At 72.7% G+C, this 21616-nt stretch carries 17 protein-coding genes, 4 tRNA genes and 1 other RNA gene; 15 read left to right on the top strand and 7 right to left on the bottom strand.

From position 1 onward, the window contains the following. Positions 1–71 precede the first annotated feature (71 nt). A tRNA-Ser gene (locus ACFVGY_RS24510) sits at positions 72–159 on the bottom strand. A gap of 71 nt (positions 160–230) precedes the next feature. On the opposite strand from ACFVGY_RS24510, the gene ffs reads away from it, so the two are divergent. From ffs to ACFVGY_RS24480, 6 genes are all read left to right on the top strand, one after another. Beyond that, positions 231–329: signal recognition particle sRNA small type (gene ffs, locus ACFVGY_RS24505), an RNA gene on the top strand. A gap of 65 nt (positions 330–394) precedes the next feature. Further along, positions 395–2575, top strand: a complete 2181-nt coding sequence (locus tag ACFVGY_RS24500; protein ID WP_385680747.1) for a DNA polymerase III subunit gamma and tau — start codon at positions 395–397, stop codon at positions 2573–2575. Between the two features lie 60 nt (positions 2576–2635). Then, entirely contained in the window at positions 2636–3889 is a 1254-nt protein-coding gene (purD, locus tag ACFVGY_RS24495; RefSeq protein WP_385680745.1) for a phosphoribosylamine--glycine ligase, read from the top strand. Positions 3890–4186: 297 nt separating this feature from the next. Next, positions 4187–5785 carry a hypothetical protein gene (locus ACFVGY_RS24490; protein WP_385680743.1) on the top strand — a complete coding sequence of 533 codons (1599 nt, stop codon included), beginning with the start codon at positions 4187–4189 and terminating at the stop codon, positions 5783–5785. A gap of 222 nt (positions 5786–6007) precedes the next feature. Further along, positions 6008–7477, top strand: a complete 1470-nt coding sequence (locus tag ACFVGY_RS24485) for a N,N-dimethylformamidase beta subunit family domain-containing protein (RefSeq protein WP_385680741.1) — start codon at positions 6008–6010, stop codon at positions 7475–7477. A gap of 87 nt (positions 7478–7564) precedes the next feature. Further along, a complete protein-coding gene (locus ACFVGY_RS24480) occupies positions 7565–8467 on the top strand; it encodes a phosphoribosylaminoimidazolesuccinocarboxamide synthase (protein ID WP_385680739.1) in 903 nt (300 codons plus the stop codon). Between the two features lie 45 nt (positions 8468–8512). On the opposite strand, the gene ACFVGY_RS24475 is transcribed toward ACFVGY_RS24480, so the two are convergent. The 6 genes from ACFVGY_RS24475 to ACFVGY_RS24450 all read right to left on the bottom strand — a co-directional run bounded on the left by ACFVGY_RS24475 (position 8513) and on the right by ACFVGY_RS24450 (position 11296). After that, positions 8513–8585: transfer RNA gene (locus ACFVGY_RS24475), tRNA-Gly, on the bottom strand. 22 nt (positions 8586–8607) lie between these two features. Continuing rightward, complete coding sequence (locus ACFVGY_RS24470; protein WP_360620994.1) at positions 8608–9219, bottom strand: response regulator transcription factor; 612 nt, start codon at positions 9217–9219, stop codon at positions 8608–8610. Next, positions 9216–10457, bottom strand: a complete 1242-nt coding sequence (locus ACFVGY_RS24465) for a sensor histidine kinase (RefSeq protein ID WP_385680736.1) — start codon at positions 10455–10457, stop codon at positions 9216–9218. Before ACFVGY_RS24465 ends, ACFVGY_RS24470 begins: the two co-directional genes overlap by 4 nt. A gap of 186 nt (positions 10458–10643) precedes the next feature. Then, positions 10644–10716, bottom strand: a tRNA-Gly gene (locus ACFVGY_RS24460). 80 nt (positions 10717–10796) lie between these two features. Beyond that, positions 10797–10868 (bottom strand) — tRNA-Gly (locus tag ACFVGY_RS24455). A 110-nt stretch (positions 10869–10978) separates the two neighbouring features. Beyond that, a complete protein-coding gene (locus tag ACFVGY_RS24450) occupies positions 10979–11296 on the bottom strand; it encodes an Lsr2 family protein (RefSeq protein WP_385680734.1) in 318 nt (105 codons plus the stop codon). A 373-nt stretch (positions 11297–11669) separates the two neighbouring features. On the opposite strand from ACFVGY_RS24450, the gene purS reads away from it, so the two are divergent. The 9 genes from purS (at position 11670) to purM (ending at position 21476) form a co-directional block, all read left to right on the top strand. Continuing rightward, the gene (gene purS / locus ACFVGY_RS24445) at positions 11670–11915 is read left to right on the top strand and encodes a phosphoribosylformylglycinamidine synthase subunit PurS (protein WP_179174904.1); all 246 of its coding nucleotides are present in this window, start codon (positions 11670–11672) and stop codon (positions 11913–11915) included. Further along, positions 11912–12592, top strand: coding sequence for a phosphoribosylformylglycinamidine synthase subunit PurQ (gene purQ, locus ACFVGY_RS24440; protein WP_385680732.1), 681 nt, complete (start codon positions 11912–11914; stop codon positions 12590–12592). The genes purS and purQ overlap by 4 nt, the downstream gene beginning before the upstream one ends. Then, entirely contained in the window at positions 12589–14838 is a 2250-nt protein-coding gene (gene purL / locus ACFVGY_RS24435; protein WP_385680730.1) for a phosphoribosylformylglycinamidine synthase subunit PurL, read from the top strand. The genes purQ and purL overlap by 4 nt, the downstream gene beginning before the upstream one ends. A 156-nt stretch (positions 14839–14994) precedes the next feature. Beyond that, complete coding sequence (locus ACFVGY_RS24430; RefSeq protein WP_385680728.1) at positions 14995–15528, top strand: ArsR/SmtB family transcription factor; 534 nt, start codon at positions 14995–14997, stop codon at positions 15526–15528. A gap of 176 nt (positions 15529–15704) precedes the next feature. After that, on the top strand, positions 15705–16508 hold the full coding sequence (locus ACFVGY_RS24425) for a M23 family metallopeptidase (RefSeq protein WP_385680726.1): 804 nt from the start codon (positions 15705–15707) through the stop codon (positions 16506–16508). A gap of 91 nt (positions 16509–16599) precedes the next feature. Then, positions 16600–17391: a sterol carrier family protein gene (locus tag ACFVGY_RS24420; RefSeq protein WP_385680724.1), complete on the top strand. Its 792-nt coding sequence runs from the start codon at positions 16600–16602 to the stop codon at positions 17389–17391. A 105-nt stretch (positions 17392–17496) separates the two neighbouring features. Beyond that, the gene (locus ACFVGY_RS24415) at positions 17497–18333 is read left to right on the top strand and encodes an META domain-containing protein (RefSeq protein ID WP_385680722.1); all 837 of its coding nucleotides are present in this window, start codon (positions 17497–17499) and stop codon (positions 18331–18333) included. 391 nt (positions 18334–18724) lie between these two features. Further along, a complete protein-coding gene (gene purF / locus ACFVGY_RS24410; protein WP_385680720.1) occupies positions 18725–20242 on the top strand; it encodes an amidophosphoribosyltransferase in 1518 nt (505 codons plus the stop codon). 148 nt (positions 20243–20390) lie between these two features. Next, entirely contained in the window at positions 20391–21476 is a 1086-nt protein-coding gene (gene purM, locus ACFVGY_RS24405; RefSeq protein WP_385680719.1) for a phosphoribosylformylglycinamidine cyclo-ligase, read from the top strand. Positions 21477–21616 lie beyond the last annotated feature (140 nt).

Raw genomic sequence — 21616 nt, 5'->3', positions numbered from 1 at the left:
CGCGCGGCAGCGACCTTCCGGCGGGGAAACGCCAGAGGGCCGGTCCGCTTTCACGGACCGGCCCTCTGGGCTGGCGGAGGATACGAGATTCGAACTCGTGAGGGGTTGCCCCCAACACGCTTTCCAAGCGTGCGCCCTAGGCCTCTAGGCGAATCCTCCGCGACGAACAATACAAGACGATGAGGGGTGCTAGCGAACTCGATCCCGGGGGTTCCATCCGCTAGGGTGGGGGCAGCCCCTCACGTGGCGCTATCTCACCCAACTCCCCCAGGGCCGGAAGGCAGCAAGGGTAAGTGGGCTCTGGCGGGTGCGTGAGGGGCGCTTTGCGTTCCGGGGCGGGTTCGGGAGGGCGGGCAGGCCCGCTTTGTCGGCGGGCCCCGATAACCTCGTAGACGTGTCGTCCCTTGCGCTGTACCGCCGCTATCGCCCCGAGTCGTTCGCCGAGGTCATCGGGCAGGAGCATGTCACTGCCCCGCTGATGCAGGCCCTGCGGAACAACCGGGTCAATCACGCGTACCTGTTCAGCGGGCCCCGCGGCTGTGGCAAGACCACCAGCGCGCGCATCCTCGCCCGGTGCCTGAACTGCGAGCAGGGCCCCACGCCCGCCCCCTGCGGTGAGTGCCAGTCCTGCCGGGACCTGGCGCGCAACGGCCCGGGCTCGATCGACGTCATCGAGATCGACGCCGCCTCGCACGGTGGTGTGGACGACGCCCGTGACCTGCGCGAGAAGGCCTTCTTCGGGCCGGCCTCCAGCCGGTACAAGATCTACATCATCGACGAGGCGCACATGGTCACCTCGGCGGGCTTCAACGCACTGCTGAAGGTGGTCGAGGAGCCCCCGGAGCACCTCAAGTTCATCTTCGCGACCACCGAGCCCGAGAAGGTCATCGGCACCATCCGGTCCCGGACGCACCACTACCCCTTCCGGCTCGTGCCGCCCGGGACGCTGCGGGACTACCTGGGCGAGGTCTGCGGGCGCGAGGGGGCCAAGGTCGAGGACGGCGTGCTGCCGCTCGTCGTGCGCGCCGGCGCCGGGTCGGTCCGTGACTCGATGTCCGTCATGGACCAGCTGCTGGCGGGCGCGGCCGACGACGGTGTGACGTACGCCATGGCCACCTCCCTGCTCGGCTACACCGACGGGTCGCTGCTGGACTCCGTCGTGGACGCCTTCGCCGCCGGGGACGGGGCCGCCGCGTTCGAGGTCGTCGACCGGGTGATCGAGGGCGGCAACGACCCGCGCCGGTTCGTCGCCGACCTGCTGGAACGGCTGCGCGACCTGGTGATCCTGGCCGCCGTGCCCGACGCAGGGGAGAAGGGGCTCATCGACGCTCCGGCCGACGTGGTCGAGCGGATGCAGGCCCAGGCCTCGGTGTTCGGGGCGGCCGAGCTGAGCCGCGCCGCCGACCTGGTCAACGCGGGGCTCACCGAGATGCGGGGCGCGACCTCGCCGCGGCTGCAGCTGGAGCTGATCTGCGCCCGTGTGCTGCTCCCCGCCGCCTTCGACGACGAGCGGTCCTTCCAGGCCCGGCTGGAGCGGCTGGAGCGCGGGGGCGCCGCCCTCGCCGCCGCTGCCGGTGCGGGGGTGCCCGTCGCCGCTGCCGCCGCCCCGGCCCTGGGGGCCATGGCCTACGTGCCCGGGCCCGAGGCGCACGCCATGGCCCCGGTCGCGCCCGCCGCCCCGGTGCCCGCCGCGGTGCCTGCCGCGCCCGCTCCTGCTGTGCCCGCCCCCGCCCCAGCCGCCCCTGCGGCTACCGCTCCGCCCGCCGCCGCTGCCGCGCCTGCGTCCGCTCCCGCCGCCGCCCCCCCGGCGCAGCCCGGGGCCTGGCCCGGGGCGGCGAAGCCCGGGTCCGGGGTCCGCGGGGCCTGGCCCACCGCTGCCGCGCCCGGCCAGGGGGTCCCGGCGCCCGCCGCTGCGGCCCCCGGCCCCGCCGCACCGGCTCCGGCCGCCGCCCCGGCGCCCGTTCCCGGCGCGGCCGCGCCGTCCCCCGGCATGGCCGCCGGCGCCGGCCAGGTGCAGGCGATGTGGCCCGGGATCCTGGAGGCCGTCAAGAACCGCCGTCGTTTCACCTGGATCCTGCTCAGCCAGAACGCCCAGGTCACCGGCTTCGACGGGACCACCCTGCAACTGGGCTTCCCGAACGCCGGAGCCCGCGACAACTTCGCCAGCAGCGGCAGCGAGGACGTGCTCAAGGCCGTCCTGGCCGAGCAGTTCCAGGTCAACTGGAAGATCGACGCCGTCGTGGGCCAGGGCGGCCAGCCGGCACCGCAGGCCGCCGCCTCCGCGTACGCCGCCCCCGTCGCACCGGCCTACAGCCCGCCGCCGCCCGCCCCCGCGCCCGCCCCGGCCCCGGTGCAGCCGGCTCCGGCGGCCCCGCAGCAGCCGCGGCCGCCGCAGCCCCCGCAGCCGGCCGCCACGCCGCAGGCCCCCGTCCACCAGGCGCCCCCGCCGGTGGCGCCGGAGGACGACGTACCGGAGGAGGACGACCCCGACCTCGTCGAGAGCGCCCTCACCGGGCACGAGCTGATCGTGCGCGAGCTCGGGGCCACCGTTGTGGAGGAATACACGAACGAGTAGGGGCCCGCGTTTGGGTGGCCGCACGAAGGTCGGGTCGCCCGGCGGGCTAGGCTGCATGGCGTGAAGGTCCTCGTCATCGGCGGCGGCGCCCGCGAACACGCCCTGTGCCGCTCTCTGTCCCTCGACCCCGACGTCAACGCGCTCTACTGCGCCCCCGGCAACGCCGGCATCGCCGAGGTGGCGGAGCTGCGCCCGGTCGACGCCCTCGACGGCGCGGCCGTGGCCGGCCTGGCCACCGAGCTCGGCGCCGAGCTGGTCGTCATCGGCCCCGAGGCGCCGCTGGTCGCCGGTGTCGCCGACGCCGTCCGCGCCGCCGGCATCCCGGTCTTCGGCCCCTCCGCCGAAGCGGCGCAGCTGGAGGGCTCGAAGGCGTTCGCGAAGGACGTGATGGCCGCGGCCGGCGTCCCCACCGCGCGCAGTTACGTGTGCACCACCGCCGAGGAGGTCGACGCGGCCCTCGACGCGTTCGGCGCGCCCTACGTCGTCAAGGACGACGGCCTCGCCGCCGGCAAGGGCGTCGTGGTCACCGATGATCTGGCCGTCGCCCGCGAGCACGCCCTGGCCTGCGACCGCGTCGTCATCGAGGAGTACCTCGACGGACCCGAGGTCTCCCTCTTCGCGATCACCGACGGCACCACCGTCCTCCCGCTGCAGCCCGCGCAGGACTTCAAGCGCGCGCTCGACGGCGACGAGGGGCCCAACACCGGTGGCATGGGGGCGTACTCGCCCCTGCCGTGGGCCGACCCGAAGCTCGTCGACGAGGTCCTGGAGACGGTGCTGCAGCCGACCGTGGACGAGCTCCGCCACCGCGGAACCCCCTTCTCCGGCCTGCTGTACGCCGGCCTCGCGATCACCTCGCGCGGCGTGCGCGTCATCGAGTTCAACGCCCGCTTCGGCGACCCCGAGACGCAGGTCGTCCTGGCCCGGCTGCGGACCCCGCTCGCGGGCCTGCTGCTGAGCGCGGCCAAGGGCACGCTGGAGTCCGAGCCCCCGCTCACCTGGCGGGAGGACGCGGCCGTCACGGTCGTCATCGCCTCCCACAACTACCCGGGCACCCCGCGCACCGGCGACCCGATCGAGGGCCTGGCCGAGGTGGCCGCCGAGGACGGCCCCGACACGTACGTGCTGCACGCCGGGACCCGGCGCGAGGGCGACGCGGTCGTCAGCGCGGGCGGCCGCGTCCTGTCGGTGACGGCCACCGGCTCCGACCTGGCGCAGGCCCGCGACAAGGCCTACAAGGCCGTCGCGCGGATCCGCCTGGACGGATCCCACCACCGCACGGACATCGCGGCCAAGGCGGCCGGCACGGTCTGAGGACGCCGAGGAGCAGCGCGGTCACGACGCGGGCCCGGTACGCACACAGGTGCGGACCGGGCCCGTGCGCATGTCCGCGTGCGACTGCATCCGGCCGTGTTCGAACGCAGCAGCTTTAGCCAAAGCCATTCCATCGGGTGATCGTCCTACCGTCTGGCTGACTGCCGGGCGCTCCCCAACTAGGGTGCGGCGCAAGCATTCCGGCACTTGGCCCACCGGCATTGCGATGTCAGTGGCGGGTGTCACAGTGGGGGAGTGAGCAAACCCGCCGCAGGGCAGAGGGGGTGAGGTCCGGTCGTGTCCGGAACCGGTTCGTATCGGGAAGGGAGCCCGCCGTCCGCGCGCTCCCGGGCCTTGGCCGTGCTGCGCGTGCGCAGCAGGGTGTTGGCCGTCGGCCTGCTGCCCGCCGCCCTCGCGGTGGTGTTGGTCTCCGCCCGGATGACGGGATGGCTGGCCGGGGACCCCTGGCCGCTGGTGACCCTCGTCGTGTGCGCGGTCGCCGTGCTGGTGCTGCTCGTGGGCGGGATCTTCACCGCGGTGGTGGTGCGGGCCGGTCCCGCCCTGACACCGACCGTGCCGCTGGCCGAGGCCGAGGCGCCCGACCTGTACCGGCTCGTGCGGGACCTGGCGGACCGCATGGAGGTGCCGGCGCCCTCCGCGATAGCCCTGACACCGGATTGCGACAGCTGGCTGGAGGACCGTACGCATGCGGCCCACCGGCGGCGCGCCGCGGCCGCCGGCCCTGGGACCGCGCCGGGCGCGGCGCCCGTGCTGGTGATCGGCTCGCCGTTCCTGTGGTGGATGCGGGTCGCCGAGCTGCGGGCGGTGCTCGCACCGGTCGTCGCCGGTACGGGGCCCTCGGCGCACCCCGACATAGCGGATGCCCGCGGCTTCGTGCGCGGGCTGGACGCCGCCGTGGACGTGGCCGGCCGGCCCGGCCTCGGATGGATCGGGGGCCCGGCGCGGCTGCTGCTGCGGCTCTGCCGGGAGGACGCCGCCGAGATGGAGCGCGGGGTGGCCGCGGCCGCCTCCGACCGCGCGCAGCGGGTGGACTACGGGGTACGGATCACCGCCCAGGAGCAGGTCGGCCTCGCGTACGCGGGGTGGGACCGGTTGCTGACCCGGGTGGCGCTGCCGGCCTGGCGGATGGGCCGGTGGCCCTCGCATCTCGATGCCGGGGTGGTCTCCGCGCTGACCGAGTTGTCCCGGCGGGACCGGATGGCCGACGGATTCGCCTCCCGGCTCGGGGAGAGGCCCGCGTGCGACCTGCTGGAGCGGCCCGGCGCCGTCGACGAGGCGGCCTCCCTGCTCGCCGCGCGGCTCTTCCACGGCGGCCCGGCCGAGCCCGGGCCGGACTGGGCGCCGGTGGACTGGGCGGCGTACCCGGAGGAGGTCGTGGACCGCACGTGGCGGGCGGAGGCGGCCCGGCTGCACGAGGCGCTGGACACCCTGGCCGTGCCACCGGGGGCGGGGCCCACGCTGGACCGGGTCCTCGGGTACCTGGCGGACGCCGGTGGCGAGGGCGGGGCCGGTGAGGCCCTGGCCGGGCGGCTGAGCGGTGACCTGGCCCGGGAGGAACGTTCCGGAGGCCGCCGTTCCGTGGTGGCCCGCGGCGCTGACGCCGTCCCCCTGTTCCCGCTGCAGCCACCGAGGAGCGGTCGGGACCTGCTCGCCGACCACGTGACCGCCCTGGTGTGCTGCGCGGCCGTGGACTGCGTCGGCGCAGCCCCGGGACTGGACTGGCTGGACGGCCCGGTCCTGCTGGCGGGCGGCGAGCGTCGCTCGGACCTGGCTCCCCGCGTCCTGAGCCTGGTCGAGGACGGCGATCCGGAGCCCCTGCGCGACTGGCTGGCCGAGCTGGGCATCCGCCCCGAGAAGCCGGTCCGCCTGGTCTGAGCAGGGCCACACCCTCCCGGGCCACACCCCTCCCGGACAGCCCGCGCCCCGGGCCGGGCCCCCGACCTGCCGCCGGCAGCATCCGTGGCCCCGGTTGTGGCGAACGGTGACGGAACGAGCGCGTCATGTGATGTGCTGGGACCGGTCGCGGCCGGACCTCCTGGACCCGTGCCGCGCCGCCGTGTGCAGAAGCCGTTCGGGGGAGCGAGGGAGGGGAGCGGAATGGGTGCGGACCGGATCCGGCGCTGGGAGTCAGGGGCACTCGCCCACGCGGTGAACGATCCCTTCGGGCCGGGCCCGCTGCCGTGGCTCCGCGGCGAGGCGTCCGTCGACGACACCGGCCGGCTCGTGCCCTGGTACGCGGAACCGGCCGGGGCCGCCCCCGACCGGTCGGCCCGCGGCGGCGGCCCCCGCACCTCCGACGACGTCCACCGCCAGATCAAGGGGTTCACCTCCACCGGAGCCGTGGCCCCCGGCGAGACCATCGACTTCCACATCACTGTGGACCCGCCCCAGCAGTTCTGTGTCGACGTCCACCGCATCGGCCACTACGGCGGGGCCGGAGCCGCCCGCATCACCACCAGCCCGCGCCTCTCCGGCATCGTCCAACCGCCGCCCCTCACCGCCGACCGCACGGTCTCCTGCCACCACTGGTGGCTGTCCTGGCGGCTGCGGGTCCCGGAGCACTGGAACGTCGGGGCGTACGTCGCCGTGCTCACCACCGCCGACGGATACCGCTCTCACATCCCCTTCACCGTGCGCGACGACCGCCCCGCCGACCTGCTGCTCCTACTGCCCGACATCACCTGGCAGGCGTACAACCTCTACCCCGAGGACGGCCGCACCGGCGCCAGCCTCTACCACGCCTGGGACGAGGAGGGCCGGCTCCTCGGCACCCAGGACGCGGCCGTCACGGTCTCCTTCGACCGCCCCTACGCGGGCACGGGCCTGCCCCTGCACGTGGGCCACGCCTACGACTTCATCCGCTGGGCCGAGCGTTACGGCTACGACCTCGCCTACGCCGACACCCGCGACCTGCACGCCGGCCGCGTCGACCCCGCCCGCTACCGCGGCCTGGTCTTCCCCGGCCACGACGAGTACTGGTCGGCCGCCATGCGCCGCGCAGCGGAGCGCGCCCGCGACCACGGCACCTCGCTGGTCTTCTTGTCGGCCAACACCCTGTACTGGCAGGTCGAGCTGGCCCCCTCCCCGTCCGGGGTCGCCGACCGGCTCCTGACCTGCCGCAAACGCCGCAGCCCCGGCCGCCCCAGCCTGTGGCGCGAGGTCGACCGCCCCGAGCAGCAGCTGCTGGGCATCCAGTACGCGGGGCGGGTCCCCGAGCCGGCGCCGCTGGTCGTGCGCAACGCCTCGCACTGGCTCTGGGAGTCCACCGGCGCCGCCGAGAACGACGAGCTGCCCGGCCTGGTCGCGGGCGAGGCCGACCGGTACTTCCCCCGCACCCAGCTGCCCGAGCACCGGGACCGGATCCTGCTCGCGCACTCCCCGTACCGGGACGGGGGCGGCGCCAAGCGCCACCAGGAGACCTCCCTGTACCGGGCCCCCAGCGGCGCCCTCGTCTTCGCGTCCGGCACCTTCGCCTGGACCCCGGCCCTCGACCGCCCCGGCCACGTGGACGAGCGGATCCAGCGGGCCACGGCCAACCTCCTGGACCGGATCTGCAAGAGGGACTGACCGGTGCCGACCCGGACCCGTCGTCGGCCCGCGCCGGCCGGTGCGGGAGAATGGGTCTGCGCTCGTACAGAACCACAGGGAGGCCCCGTGTCCGGATTCGTCGAAAAGCCCGAGCCGGTTCAGGTTCCGGGCCTCGTCCACCTCCACACCGGCAAGGTCCGCGATCTCTACCGCGACGAGGACGGCAACCTCGTCATGGTCGCCAGCGACCGGATGTCCGCCTTCGACTGGGTCCTGCCGACCGAGATCCCGGACAAGGGCAGGGTCCTGACGCAGCTCTCGCTGTGGTGGTTCGAGCAGCTCGCCGACCTCGTCCCGAACCACGTGCTCGGCACGGACCTCCCCCAGGGCGCCCCCGCGGACTGGGCGGGCCGCACGCTGGTCTGCAAGAACCTGACGATGGTGCCGGTCGAGTGCGTGGCCCGCGGCTACCTCACCGGCTCCGGCCTCGCCGAGTACGACCAGACCCGCACGGTCTGCGGGCTCGCCCTGCCCGAGGGGCTCGTCGACGGATCCGAGCTGCCCGCGCCGATCTTCACCCCGGCCGCCAAGGCCGAGGTCGGCGAGCACGACGAGAACGTCTCCTACGAGGAGGTCGCGCGCACCACCGGCGCCGAGACCGCCGCGCTGCTGCGCCAGACCACCCTGGCCGTGTACGGCCGGGCCCGGGACATCGCCCGCGAGCGCGGGATCATCCTGGCGGACACCAAGTTCGAGTTCGGTTTCGACGCGGACGGCACCCTGGTCGCCGCCGACGAGGTGCTGACCCCGGACTCCTCCCGCTTCTGGCCGGCCGACCTGTGGGAGCCGGGCCGCGCCCAGCCCTCCTTCGACAAGCAGTTCGTCCGCAACTGGCTGTCGTCCCCGGCCTCCGGCTGGGACCCGAAGGGCGAACTCCCGCCGCCGGCCCTCCCCCAGGAGGTCGTCGAGCAGACCCGCGCCAAGTACGTCGAGGCGTACGAGCGGCTCACCGGCCAGAACTGGGCCTGAGCACGAGGAAGCCCCCGGTCACCGACCGGGGGCTTCCTCTTCCTGAGCGGACAACGAGACTCGAACTCGCGACATCCACCTTGGCAAGGTGGTGCTCTACCAACTGAGCTATGTCCGCATGCGCCGTGGCGCGGGAACCACTATACCCAACCGCGCTCGCGCGCGAGACGCACCGCGGCATGCCGGTTCTCCGCGCCGAGCTTCGAAGCGGCGGACGACAGGTAGTTGCGTACGGTCCCCTGCGACAGGCCGGCCCGGTCGGCGATCTCCGCCACCGGTGCCCCGTCCCCGGCGAGTTCCAGTACTTCGGCCTCGCGGGCGGTCAGCGGCGAGTCCCCCGCACTGATCGCGTCGGCCGCCAACTCCGGGTCCACGTAACGGCCTCCGGCGTGCACGGTCCGGATCAGTTCGGCCAGCCGCTGCGCCGACACCGTCTTCGGCGCGAAGGCCCGCACCCCTGCCGCCAGGGCACGCTTGAGATGGCCGGGCCGCCCGTGGCTCGTCACGATCATGGTTTTGCAGTCGGGGAGTTCGGCCTTCAGGGATGTGGCCACGCTCACGCCGTCCGCTCCGGGCATCTGCAGGTCCAGCACGGCCACGTCCGGCCGGTGGGCCCGCGCCATCGCCAGGGCTTCCGGCCCCGAGGCCGCCTCGGCGACGACCAGCAGATCGTCCTCCAGGGCGAGCAGGGCGGCGAGCGCTCCGCGGATCAGGTGCTCGTCGTCGGCCAGCAGTACGCGTACGGGGCTCACGCCCGCACCTCCAGTCCTCGCAGTTGGCGGCCCGGGATCCGGGCCCGCAGCCGGAATCGGCCGTCGCCCACCGGGCCGGCCTCCAAGGTGCCGTCGAGCGCCGCGAGCCGCTCCCGCAGCCCGGCGATACCGGAGCCGGGCGGCCCGGCCGGCACCTCGGGTGCCCCGTCGTTCTCCACGACCAGGGTCAGTTCGCCGTCCTCGGGCACCGTGAGGCGTATCACGCAGCGGCGTGCGTCGCCGTGCCGCAGGACGTTCGTGGTGGCTTCGCGGACCACCCAGCCGAGGGCCGACTGCACCTCGGGGCGCAGCTTCCGTCCCGGTTCGGCCTCGACCCGGCAGTCCATCCCGGCTGCGGCCAGCACGCCCCGTGCGCCCTCCAGCTCCACCGCGAGGTCGGCCTCCCGGTAGCCGCGCACGACGTCGCGCACCTCGCGCTGCGACTCGCGGGCGATGCGCTGGACCTCGATCATCTGGGTGACGGCCTCCGGGCGCTCGCGCCGTGCCAGCTGCACCGCGAGCTCGCTCTTGAGGGCGATGACGGCGAGGTTGCGGCCCATCACGTCGTGCAGGTCACGGCCGAAACGCAACCGCTCCTCGGCTACGGCCAGCTGGGCCTGGAGTTCCCGGGCGCGGTCCAGCTCGTAGACCATCCTCAACAGCCAGCCCGAGAACCCGCAGGCCAGGCACATGAACAGGCTGCTCAGCAGCACCAGGATCGTGCATCCGACGGCGTTCCTCACGGGGAGGCCCACGGCCAGGGCCGCCGTACCCGTGCCGAGCGCCCAGGCCGGTGCGACGGACCACATCTGGCGCACCCGGTTCGTGCAGAGCACGAGCGAGCCGCAGGTGAAGCAGACCATGCCGACCACCATCGCCGGTGCCATCTCCTCGGGGAGGTGGCCGGTCTTGAGGGCCACCAGCAAGGCGATGCTGGCGGCGGCCGTCGCGGCCGTCGTCGCGACCACGAGCCGCACCGGCCGGGGGCGGCGGCCCACCAGCCAGTCCAGCGCCCGGGAGGAGAGGAACGCCGTGGTGACGGCGTGGGCGAGGACGACCAGCAGTGCCGTGAGCGCAGCCGGCGCCGAGACGTCCCTCCTGGGGGCGGCGGCCGCCAACGGGGCCAGTCCGAAGGAGAAGACCTCGATGACCACGAAGGAGTGGAGCGACCACCGTGTGTAGAGCTCGACCTTCGCCGCGGTGCTGCGGTTCTTCCACCATCCGGTGAGTTTCGACACGGTTCCCCGATTCCCCCGATCACCCTGTGACGGGTGCCGTTCCCCATGGCTCCAGCCTCGCGGCGGGCCCTCCGTCGCACCAGTGGGCGTGGTCATCGCCCCCGATGACATTTGTCAGTGCGCGCATGTGTTCTCCATGCGCATACGACAAAGGCCCTGATCAATGATCAGGGCCTTTGTACTCTGAGCGGACGACGAGACTCGAACTCGCGACATCCACCTTGGCAAGGTGGTGCTCTACCAACTGAGCTACGTCCGCATGCCCGCTTCGGCGGTACCGCCGGGCGATGCGTGCATCACTCTACCTGATCCACCGGAGTGGTCGGTAAAGCCTTTGCGAGCGGGTGACAGGAATCGCACACTGCGCCTTCCCCCTGGAAGGGGGATGTTCTGCTACTGAACTACACCCGCACGACCTTCGAGGCTCTGACCTGCGGTCTCGCCCCTCGGCGTGATCCACACACTAGCGGACGACAGGGGGTGGATGCCAAATCCGCCCCGGGAGCCGCCGGGCGGCCGCCTCAGTGGGCCTGGTGGTAGGCCTCGTAGACGCGCTTCGGGATGCGGCCCCGCGGGGGCACGTCGAAGTCGTGCGACCGGGCCCAGGCGCGGACGACCGCCGGGTCGGGAGCGAGGGAGGTGTGCTTGAAGGCCTTCCCGGAGCGGGCCTGCCGGCGTCCGGCGGCCATGTACGGGGCGAGGACGTCCCGCAGTTTCTCGGCGTTGGCCAGATTGAGGTCGATCTCGTAGGACTTACCGTCCAGGCCGAACGTGACCGTTTCCGCCGCTTCTCCGCCGTCGATGTCGTCGGAGAGTGTGACCACTACGCGCTGCGCCACGGATATCGGTCCCTTCGCGCGACAGTCGCCGCCCGCTGACGTGCGGTGATGTCGCCTGTGTGGATGTTTCGGAGCAATGCGTCTTTCGGTACCGGGTACGGACCGGCAAATGCCGCGCTGCTGAGGATTCCTTTGTACCTCGATTCCCATTGCATTGCGAAGCCCAGTTAATTCCCTCCGCGTGTCCCGCCGCAATCCCGGGCACGAGGTTTTCCGGTGGATTTTGCGAAGCGTTGGTGAAGCCGAAAGGGGCCCTCGCTGGATGCCCCGGAGAGGCCCGCGCGGACCCCCTTCCGAAATCTACCCGCGTAGAAATTTCGGGCGGGTACGCTGAAGGAACCGCCTTCGCACCAACCACCCATCGGGAGTGCCAGTGGCACGCGTCGTAGTCGACGTCATGCTCAAGCCGGAGATCCTCGACCCCCAGGGCCAGGCGGTGCAGCGTGCACTGCCGCGCCTGGGCTTCGAGGGCATCGCCGACGTCCGCCAGGGGAAGCGCTTCGAGCTGGAAGTGGAGGGTCCGGTCGACCAGGCCGCCCTCGACCGCATCCACAAGATGGCCGAAACGTTCCTCGCCAACACCGTCATCGAAGACTTCGTCGTCAAGGTGGAGTCGTGACCGCTCGCATCGGTGTCGTCACGTTCCCCGGAACGCTCGACGACCGTGACTCGCTGCGCGCCGTCCGCCTCGCGGGGGCCGAGCCGGTCTCGCTGTGGCACCGCGACAAGGACCTGCACCAGGTCGACGCGGTCGTCCTCGCGGGCGGCTTCTCGTACGGCGACTACCTGCGCGCCGGGGCCATCTCCCGGTTCTCTCCGGTGATGGAGACCATCATCGAGCAGGCCAGGGCCGGCATGCCGGTCCTGGGCATCTGCAACGGCTTCCAGGTCCTCACCGAGGCCCACCTGCTGCCGGGGGCGATGCTCCGCAACAACCACCTGCACTTCATCTGCCGGGACCAGAAGCTCCGGGTCGAGAACGCCGGAACCTCCTGGACCGGCGACTACGAGCAGGGCCAGGAGATCTCCGTCCCGCTCAAGAACATGGACGGCCGCTACGTCGCCGACCAGCGCACCCTGGACGAACTGGAGGCCGAGGGCCGCGTGGCCTTCCGCTACGTGGACTTCAACCCCAACGGGTCGCTGAACGACATCGCCGGCATCACCAACGCCGCGGGCAACGTCGTCGGCCTCATGCCGCACCCCGAACACGCGGTGGAGCCGCTGATCGGGACGGGCCGCACCGACGGCCTCGGATTCTTCACCTCGATCCTGAAGAAGCTGGTCTCCGCATGACTCTGGACACCGTCAAGCACGCCGCCGAGACCCCGGACTCGGCGCAGCCCTGGAAGGAACTCGGCCTCAAGGAGGACGAGTACCTGCGGATCCGCGAGATCCTCGGCCGCCGCCCCACCGGTGCCGAGCTCGCCATGTACTCCGTGATGTGGTCCGAGCACTGCTCGTACAAGAGCAGCAAGGTCCACCTGCGCCAGTTCGGCGAGAAGGCCCCGAAGAACGACGCGATGCTCGTCGGCATCGGCGAGAACGCCGGCGTCGTCGACGTCGGCCAGGGCTACGCGGTCACCTTCAAGGTCGAGTCGCACAACCACCCCTCGTACATCGAGCCCTACCAGGGCGCGGCGACCGGCGTCGGCGGCATCGTCCGCGACATCCTCGCCATGGGCGCCCGCCCCGTCGCCGTCGTCGACCCGCTCCGCTTCGGTGCGGCCGACCACCCCGACACCAAGCGCGTCCTGCCGGGCGTGGTCGCGGGCATCGGCGGCTACGGCAACTGCCTCGGCCTGCCCAACATCGGCGGCGAGGTCGTCTTCGACTCCTGCTACCAGGGCAACCCGCTGGTCAACGCCGGCTGCATCGGCGTGATGAAGCACGAGGACATCCACCTCGCCAAGGCCTCCGGCCCCGGCAACAAGGTCATCCTCTACGGCGCCCGCACGGGCGGCGACGGCATCGGCGGCGTCTCGGTCCTCGCGTCCGAGACCTTCGACGACACCAAGCCCACCAAGCGCCCCGCCGTCCAGGTCGGCGACCCGTTCCAGGAGAAGCTCCTCATCGAGTGCACCCTGGAGATCTTCAAGGAGAAGCTGGTCGCCGGCATCCAGGACCTCGGCGGCGCCGGCCTCTCCTGCGCCACCTCCGAGCTGGCCTCGGCCGGTTCCGGCGGCATGCGCGTCGAGCTGGACACCGTGCCGCTGCGCGACGCGACGCTCTCGCCCGAGGAGATCCTCATGAGCGAGTCGCAGGAGCGCATGTGCGCGATCGTCGAGCCGCAGCACGTCGACCGCTTCATGGAGATCTGCGAGAAGTGGGACGTCATCGCCACCGTCATCGGTGAGGTGACCGACGGCGAGCGCCTGGAGATCTTCTGGCACGGCGAGCAGATCGTCGACGTGCCGCCGGGCACCGTCGCCCACGAGGGCCCGGTCTACCAGCGCCCGTACGCCCGCCCCGAGTGGCAGGACGCCCTCCAGGCGGACGACGCGGCCAAGCTGCCCCGCCCGCAGAGCTCCGACGAGCTCCGCGCGCAGGTCCTGGCCCTGGTCTCCTCCCCGAACCAGGCCTCGAAGTCCTGGGTCACCGACCAGTACGACCGCTTCGTGCAGGGCAACACCGTCCTCGCGCAGCCCGAGGACGCCGGCATGGTCCGCATCGACGAGGAGACCAACCTCGGCGTGGCCATCGCGACCGACGGCAACGGCCGCTACGCCAAGCTCGACCCGTACGCGGGTGCGCAGCTGGCCCTGGCCGAGGCGTACCGGAACGTCGCCGCGACCGGCGCCAAGCCGCTGGCCGTCTCCGACTGCCTGAACTTCGGCTCGCCGGAGGACCCGGGCGTCATGTGGCAGTTCGCCGAGGCCTGCCGTGGTCTCGCGGACGGCTGCCTGGAGCTGGGCACCCCGGTGACCGGCGGCAACGTCTCGCTGTACAACCAGACCGGCGACACCGCGATCCACCCGACGCCCGTCGTGGCCGTCCTCGGTGTGATCGACGACGTCAACCGCCGTACGCCGATGGCGTTCGCGGAGGCCGGCCAGCTGCTCTACCTGCTCGGCGACACCGCCGAGGAGTTCGGCGGCTCGGCCTGGTCGCAGGTCGTCCACGACCACCTCGGCGGCCTGCCGCCCAAGCTGGACCTCGGCCGCGAGAAGCTCCTCGCGGAGATCCTGATCGCCGCCTCGCGCGACGGCATGATCGACGCCGCGCACGACCTGTCCGACGGCGGCGTGGTCCAGGCGCTCACCGAGTCCTGCCTGCGCGGCGGCAACGGCGCCCGGCTCGTGGTGCCCGAGGGCCTGGACGCGTTCACCTTCCTGTTCTCCGAGTCGGCCGGCCGGGCCGTGGTGGCCGTCCCGCGCAGCGAGGAGCTCCGCTTCACCGACATGTGCGGCGCGCGCGGCCTGCCCGCCACCCGCATCGGTGTCGTGGACGGCGAGGAGATCGAGGTCCAGGGCGAGTTCACGATCCCGCTGGCCGAGCTCCGTGAGGCCCACGAGGCGACGATCCCGGCCCTGCTGGCCTGATCCGCACCTGTCGGACCCCGTCCGCCCCGTCCGACCCGTCCGACCCGTCGGACCGAACCCCCGCCCCGCACTGCCGGGCGGGGGTTCGGCGTTTTCGGGTGCACCCGCACTCCGCTCCTGTTGTACGTAATTACGTAATGACGTAAGTTTGCAGGCATGGATCTCGAAGCACGCGTGTCCGAACTGGAACGGCGACTGGCCGCACTCGAAGCACGGGAAGCCCAGCAGACACAGGGCGCCGGGCAGTCCGAACCCGCCGACCCGGCCGGGGACTTCTGGGCCCTGGAGGGCTTCAAGGCGCGGATCGCGGAACTCGGCGACGACGACGGCGGCGTGCTGTTCACCGGCGCCGTCGGGCTCCCCACCGGCGAGCGGTACGAGTGGCAGCAGGGCTTCCCCACCGGGGAACTCCTCGGCGAGCCCGCCGAGGACCGGCAGCGCACCGCCGACGCCCTCGCCGCGCTCGGCAGCCCCGTACGGATCCGGCTGCTGCGGGAGATCCTGGCCGGGCAGCGGACCGCCGCCGAGCTGACCGCGCTGGACGGGGTCGGTACCAGCGGGCAGATCTACCACCACCTGCGCCAGCTCACCGCGGCCGGCTGGCTGCACACCACCGGGCGCGGACGGTACGAGGTCCCCGGCGGCCGGGTCGTCCCGCTGCTCGTCGTCTTCGCGGCGGCCACCCCGTGACCCCCGCCGGCACCCCGGACGCGGCGGCCGCGCCGACGGCCCCCGCATCGGGCTCCCCCGCATCGGGCTCCCCCGCATCGGGCCCCACTGGAGCGGGCCCCACTGGAGCGGGCCCCACTGGTCCCTCCCGCCCCGTCCGCCCCGTCCGCCCCGCCCCCGCCGGGCTGCGCCGGGCGGTGCACCTGGCCTACCGCTGCTGCTGGGTCGCCTTCCTCGCCCTCATCGCCACCGACCTCGGCCTGGGGTTCCCCGCCGACGTCCGCTGGGTCTGGCTGCCCGCCGGACTCGCCCTCGCGCTCACCTTCCTGGCCGGCCGGCTGGCCGCCCGGGCGCCCCGCACCGCGGAGCCGGCCCGCGAGGTCGAGCCCCCGGTCGCCGGGCGCTGGTCCGCGGCCAACAGTCCCGCGGACAAGGTCCCGAGCCACGGCACCCACCGGCTGGCGCAGGCCTACGCCATCGACATCACCGCCGAACCCGGCCCGCAGGACCCGCCGCACCCCGGCTTCGCCTGGCTGTGGCCGCTCGTCCGGCCGGCCCGCGCCTTCCCCTCGTTCGGCGCGCCGGTGTACGCCGTCGCCGACGCGGTGGTCGTCCGGGCCGCCGGCCGGCAGCGCGACCACCTCAGCCGCACCTCCTGGCCGGCGGTGCTCCACCTGCTGCTGGTCGAGGCCTCGGTCCGGGACCTCGCCGGGCCCGACCGGATCATCGGCAACCACATCGTCCTGGAACTGGGCGACGGCACGTACGCCCTGTACGGCCACCTCAAGCGCGGCTCGCTGAAGGTCGGCGTCGGCGACCGGGTCACCGCCGGGCAGCTCATCGCCGAGTGCGGTAACTCCGGCAACTCCACGGAGCCGCACGTGCACTTCCAGCTGATGGACGGGCCCGACGCCGACACCGCCCGCGGCCTGCCCTTCACCTGGCGCGGTACCGGCGTCCCCGCGACCGGTGAGGTCTTCGACGCCGGCCCCCGACCCTGACCGACCTGCCCGGCCGCCGCCTCCGCCCCCGGCCCGGCCGCCGCCGTGGCAGCGGCTGCGGGGGCCGCGGCCGATCGGGCAGATTCGCCGCATGGCACCCAGGACCCGTCGTACCCGTACCTACGACGCCGCGAAGATCCGTACGGCCGTCACCGCGCAGTTCGCCCACATCGCCGACGCCGTCCGGGAGCTGACACCCGAACAGCTCGGCCGGGACAGCGGGATCGGCGACTGGACCGTGGCCGATCTGGCCGCGCACATCGCCTGGATCGCCGACTCGCTCGCCGCCGGGCTCGCCCGCCCACCGGCGGCCGTGCCCGAGCTGACGGCCGTGGAATGGCCCTCCGCCACCGCCTCCCTCGCCGGGAAGATCGCCGAAGCGGCGAAGGAGACCCTCCGCGGCGCCCCGCTGGCCGAGCTGTTCGACGACGCGGGCGCCCGGATGGCCGAGGAACTGGCCGCGAACCCCGGCAGCCGGGTCCTCGCCCTGTGGGTCGGCGACATGACGCTGGCCGACTTCCTCGTCACCCGGACCGTGGAGCTCGTCGTGCACACCGACGACCTCAACCGGGCCGCCGGGCTGGCCATCCCGATCGAGCGGCAGGCGCTCGCCGCCTGCACCCGGCTGCTCGCCGACGCCCTCGCCCTCAAGGCGCCCGGTGGCTCGGTCGAAGTGCGCATCCCGCCCTTCGCGGTGGTCCAGTGCGTCGAGGGCCCGCGGCACACCCGCGGCACCCCGCCGAACGTGGTGGAGACCGACCCGCTGACCTGGATCAGGCTGGCCACGGGCCGGCAGCACTGGGCCTCGGCGGTCGCGGACGCCCGGGTCACGGCCAGCGGGGAGCGGGCCGACCTGGGGGCGCTGCTCCCGGTGATGAGCTGACCGGAGCTGACCGGAGCTGACCGGAGTCGAGTCGAGCCGAGCCGACCGGCGGGTCCCGACCGGCAGCGGGCGGAACCGTACCGGCCCGCCGCCCGTCCCAGGGGCATGCCCACACTCCGGCACCTCCCCGCGGCCCTGGCCGCCGTACTCGTCCTCGCCGCCGCCAGCACGGCCTGCGCCGACGGCTCCGGCACCGCCGGCACCCGCCCGGGCCCCGGCTTCACCGGGTCCTGGTCCGTCGAGCGCGTGAGCGCGGACGGTCGGACCTTCACCGGGCCGCCTGCCGCCCACCTGGCGATAGAGCCCACCGGCTCCCGCACGGCCGAGGCCAAGGGGAACTACGGCTGCAACGGATTCACGGCCGCCGTGGCCTACGAGACCGGGTCCGCGCACCGTGCGGTGACGGTCACGCCGGGCTCCTCCACCGCCATGGCTTGTGAGCACATGGAGTTCGAGGCGGCCTTCGCCGAGGTGTTGCGCGGCCGGCTGGAGGTGCGGCGCGAGTCCGCCGACCGGCTCGTGCTGACGGCCGCCGGCGGCGGCACCATCGAGTTGACCTCGAAGCCGCCGGTGCCGGACGCCCCGCTCACCGTCACCGAGTGGACGGTGACCGGGCTGACCAGCGGCGACACGGCGGCTTCCGTGCCGGACCGGGCCGCCGGCAAGGCCGAGTTCACCATCGGCCCGGACGCGGGTGTGAGCGGCAGCCTCGGCTGCAACCGGTTCAGCGCCACCGCCGCGATCGACGGCCCGCGGATCACCTTCGGCCCGCTCACGACGACCCGGATCGCCTGTACGGGCCCGGAGGGCGACCTGGAGCGGACCCTGACCGAACTCTTCGGCAGCGGCCCCCTCACCTGGCGCATCCAGGCCCACACCCTGACCCTGACGGCGGCCGACGGCAAGGGCCTCACGGCCCGGGCCGCCTCCGCCGCCGAGTGAGCGCCGGGGCGGCCCCAGGCGGCCGCCCCGGACGGCGCGGGACGGCGCGGGACGGCGCACGGCACGCCACGGCGGGTTCGGTCGGGAGCGGGAAAAAGAAAAGAAAAGGAAAAGAAACGCGGCGGCGTTAGGCGCAGGCGCCGGAACAGTGACGGATGGCGCTCGCGACACGGACAAGGCCCGCGTGCCGGCGCTCGACGAGGGTGACGACCAGGTCGCCGGGAAGCCGCACGGGTCGGAAGCCCGTACGAACCCACGGCGCCCGTCAATCACGGCATTCCGGATATCGGGCCCGTCACCCTCCGCAGGGGTAACCCGACTGTCCGCACTGTGACTTTTCCCGGCCGTCCCCAATTCGGACCAGTGGTCGATCTCGCCTACACTCGGTGGTGTGCCTCGTGGTGATGGACGACTCAACCACGACCTGCTCCCCGGCGAAAAGGGCCCCCAGGACGCTTGCGGCGTCTTCGGTGTCTGGGCTCCGGGTGAAGAGGTCGCCAAGCTCACCTACTTCGGACTGTATGCACTGCAGCACCGTGGACAGGAGTCCGCGGGCATCGCTGTGAGCAACGGTTCCCAGATCCTCGTCTTCAAGGACATGGGCCTCGTGTCCCAGGTCTTCGACGAAACCTCCCTCGGATCGCTCCAAGGTCATATCGCGGTCGGTCACGCCCGCTACTCGACCACCGGAGCCTCCGTCTGGGAGAACGCTCAGCCCACCTTCCGCGCGACCGCCCACGGCTCCATCGCCCTGGGCCACAACGGCAACCTGGTGAACACCGCCGAGCTCGCCGAGATGGTCGCAGACCTCCCCCGTCAGGACGGGCGTGCCACCCAGGTGGCCGCCACCAACGACACCGACCTGGTCACCGCCCTGCTGGCGGGCCAGACGGACGACGACGGCAAGCCCCTGACCATCGAGGAGTCGGCCGCCAAGGTCCTCCCCCAGGTCAAGGGCGCCTTCTCCCTCGTCTTCATGGACGAGGGCACCCTGTACACCGCCCGTGACCCGCAGGGCATCCGCCCGCTGGTCCTCGGCCGCCTGGAGCGCGGCTGGGTGGTCGCGAGCGAGACCGCGGCCCTCGACATCGTGGGCGCCAGCTTCGTCCGCGAGGTCGAGCCCGGCGAGCTCGTCGCGATCGACGAGAACGGCCTGCGCACCTCGCGCTTCGCAGAAGCGAAGCCCAAGGGCTGTGTCTTCGAGTACGTCTACCTGGCGCGCCCGGACACGGACATCGCCGGCCGGAACGTCTACCTCTCGCGTGTCGAGATGGGCCGGCGCCTCGCCAAGGAGGCCCCGGTCGACGCCGACCTGGTGATAGCGACGCCGGAGTCCGGCACGCCCGCCGCCGTCGGCTACGCCGAGGCCAGCGGGATCCCCTACGGCTCCGGCCTGGTCAAGAACGCCTACGTCGGCCGGACCTTCATCCAGCCCTCGCAGACGATCCGCCAGCTGGGCATCCGCCTCAAGCTCAACCCCCTCAAGGAAGTCATCCGCGGCAAGCGCCTGGTGGTCGTCGACGACTCGATCGTCCGCGGCAACACCCAGCGCGCCCTCGTCAAGATGCTCCGCGAGGCCGGTGCGGCCGAGGTCCACATCCGGATCTCCTCGCCGCCGGTGAAGTGGCCGTGCTTCTTCGGCATCGACTTCGCCACTCGGGCGGAGCTCATCGCCAACGGCATGAGCGTCGAGGAGATCGGCACCTCGCTGGGTGCGGACTCCCTCGCGTACATCTCGCTCGACTCGATGATCGAGGCGACGACCATCCAGAAGCCGAACCTCTGCCGTGCCTGCTTCGACGGCGAGTACCCCATGGAGCTGCCCGACCCGCAGCTGCTGGGCAAGCAGCTCCTGGAAACCGAGCTGGCCGGCGGCGCGGACGCCGCCGACGCGCTCCGCCGCCCCTAGCCCCGCGCCAGGGGCGGGGCGGCCCCCGTTCCCGCCCCCCGGCAGTGGGGGCGGGCTCCCGGCTCGACCTGCGCCGGTCCCTGTCTTTCAGGCTTTTCCCAGGGACCGGCATCTCACGCAGCAAACGACACGAAAGCTCTCTCCTGTCATGACAGAGAAGTCCACCGGTGCCAGCGATGCAGCGGCTTCTTACAAAACAGCAGGTGTCGACATCGAAGCGGGAGACCGCGCCGTCGAACTGATGAAGGAGTGGGTGAAGAAGACGCAGCGCCCCGAGGTCCTCGGCGGCCTCGGCGGCTTCGCCGGCCTCTTCGACGCATCCGCCCTGAAGCGCTACGAGCGCCCGCTGCTGGCCTCCGCCACCGACGGCGTCGGCACGAAGGTGGACATCGCCCGTCAGATGGGCGTGTACGACACCATCGGCCACGACCTGGTCGCGATGGTCATGGACGACATCGTCGTCTGCGGTGCCGAGCCGCTCTTCATGACCGACTACATCTGCGTGGGCAAGGTCCACCCCGAGCGGGTCGCGGCCATCGTCAAGGGCATCGCCGAGGGCTGCGTCCTCGCCGGCTGCGCCCTGGTCGGCGGCGAGACCGCCGAGCACCCGGGCCTCCTCGGCCCGGACGACTTCGACGTGGCGGGCGCCGGCACCGGTGTCGTCGAGTACGACAACCTGCTCGGAGCGGATCGCATCCGTACGGGTGACGCCGTCATCGCGATGGCGTCGTCCGGCCTTCACTCGAACGGGTACTCGCTGGTCCGGCACGTGCTCTTCGACCGGGCCGGGATGTCGCTCGACCAGCACGTCGAGGAGTTCGGCCGGACCCTCGGCGAGGAGCTGCTGGAGCCGACCAAGATCTACTCCCTGGACTGCCTGGCCCTCACCCGTACGGCCGAGGTGCACGCCTTCTCGCACATCACCGGCGGCGGCCTCGCGGCGAACCTGGCCCGGGTGATCCCGGACCACCTGCACGCGACGGTCGACCGGTCCACGTGGACCCCGGGCGCGGTCTTCGACCTCGTCGGGAAGGCGGGGCAGGTCGAGCAGCTGGAGCTGGAGAAGACGCTGAACATGGGCGTCGGCATGATGGCCGTCGTCCCGCAGGAATCGGTGGACGTGGCCCTGACCGCGCTGGCCGACCGGGGCGTCGACGCCTGGGTCGCCGGTGGCATCACCGAGCGCGGTGACCACGCCGAGGGTGCGGCGCTGACCGGGTCGTACGCGAGCTGAGACAGCACGAAAACCCGGTCCGGGGCGGGGCCCAGGACCGGGTTTTAGTGTGTTGCTCTGAAGACTTACTGTCTCTTATACACAACAGACTCTGCCCACGACAAAGCAAATGTATATATCTGTTGTCGCCGTATCATTAA

It is taken from the genome of Streptomyces sp. NPDC127106 (genome assembly GCF_042677605.1).
GTDB lineage: Bacteria > Actinomycetota > Actinomycetes > Streptomycetales > Streptomycetaceae > Streptomyces.
Note: the sequence above shows the minus strand (reverse complement) of the source record. Positions and strands in the feature narration are given on the sequence as shown.

Coding starts and splice junctions, on each gene's coding strand:
- ACFVGY_RS24485 (WP_385680741.1), top strand. CDS start 6,008: ATGGGTGCGGACCGGATCCGGCGCTGGGAGTCAGGGGCACTCGCCCAC.
- purL (WP_385680730.1), top strand. CDS start 12,589: ATGACTCTGGACACCGTCAAGCACGCCGCCGAGACCCCGGACTCGGCG.
- ACFVGY_RS24430 (WP_385680728.1), top strand. CDS start 14,995: ATGGATCTCGAAGCACGCGTGTCCGAACTGGAACGGCGACTGGCCGCA.
- ACFVGY_RS24420 (WP_385680724.1), top strand. CDS start 16,600: ATGGCACCCAGGACCCGTCGTACCCGTACCTACGACGCCGCGAAGATC.
- ACFVGY_RS24415 (WP_385680722.1), top strand. CDS start 17,497: ATGCCCACACTCCGGCACCTCCCCGCGGCCCTGGCCGCCGTACTCGTC.
- purM (WP_385680719.1), top strand. CDS start 20,391: ATGACAGAGAAGTCCACCGGTGCCAGCGATGCAGCGGCTTCTTACAAA.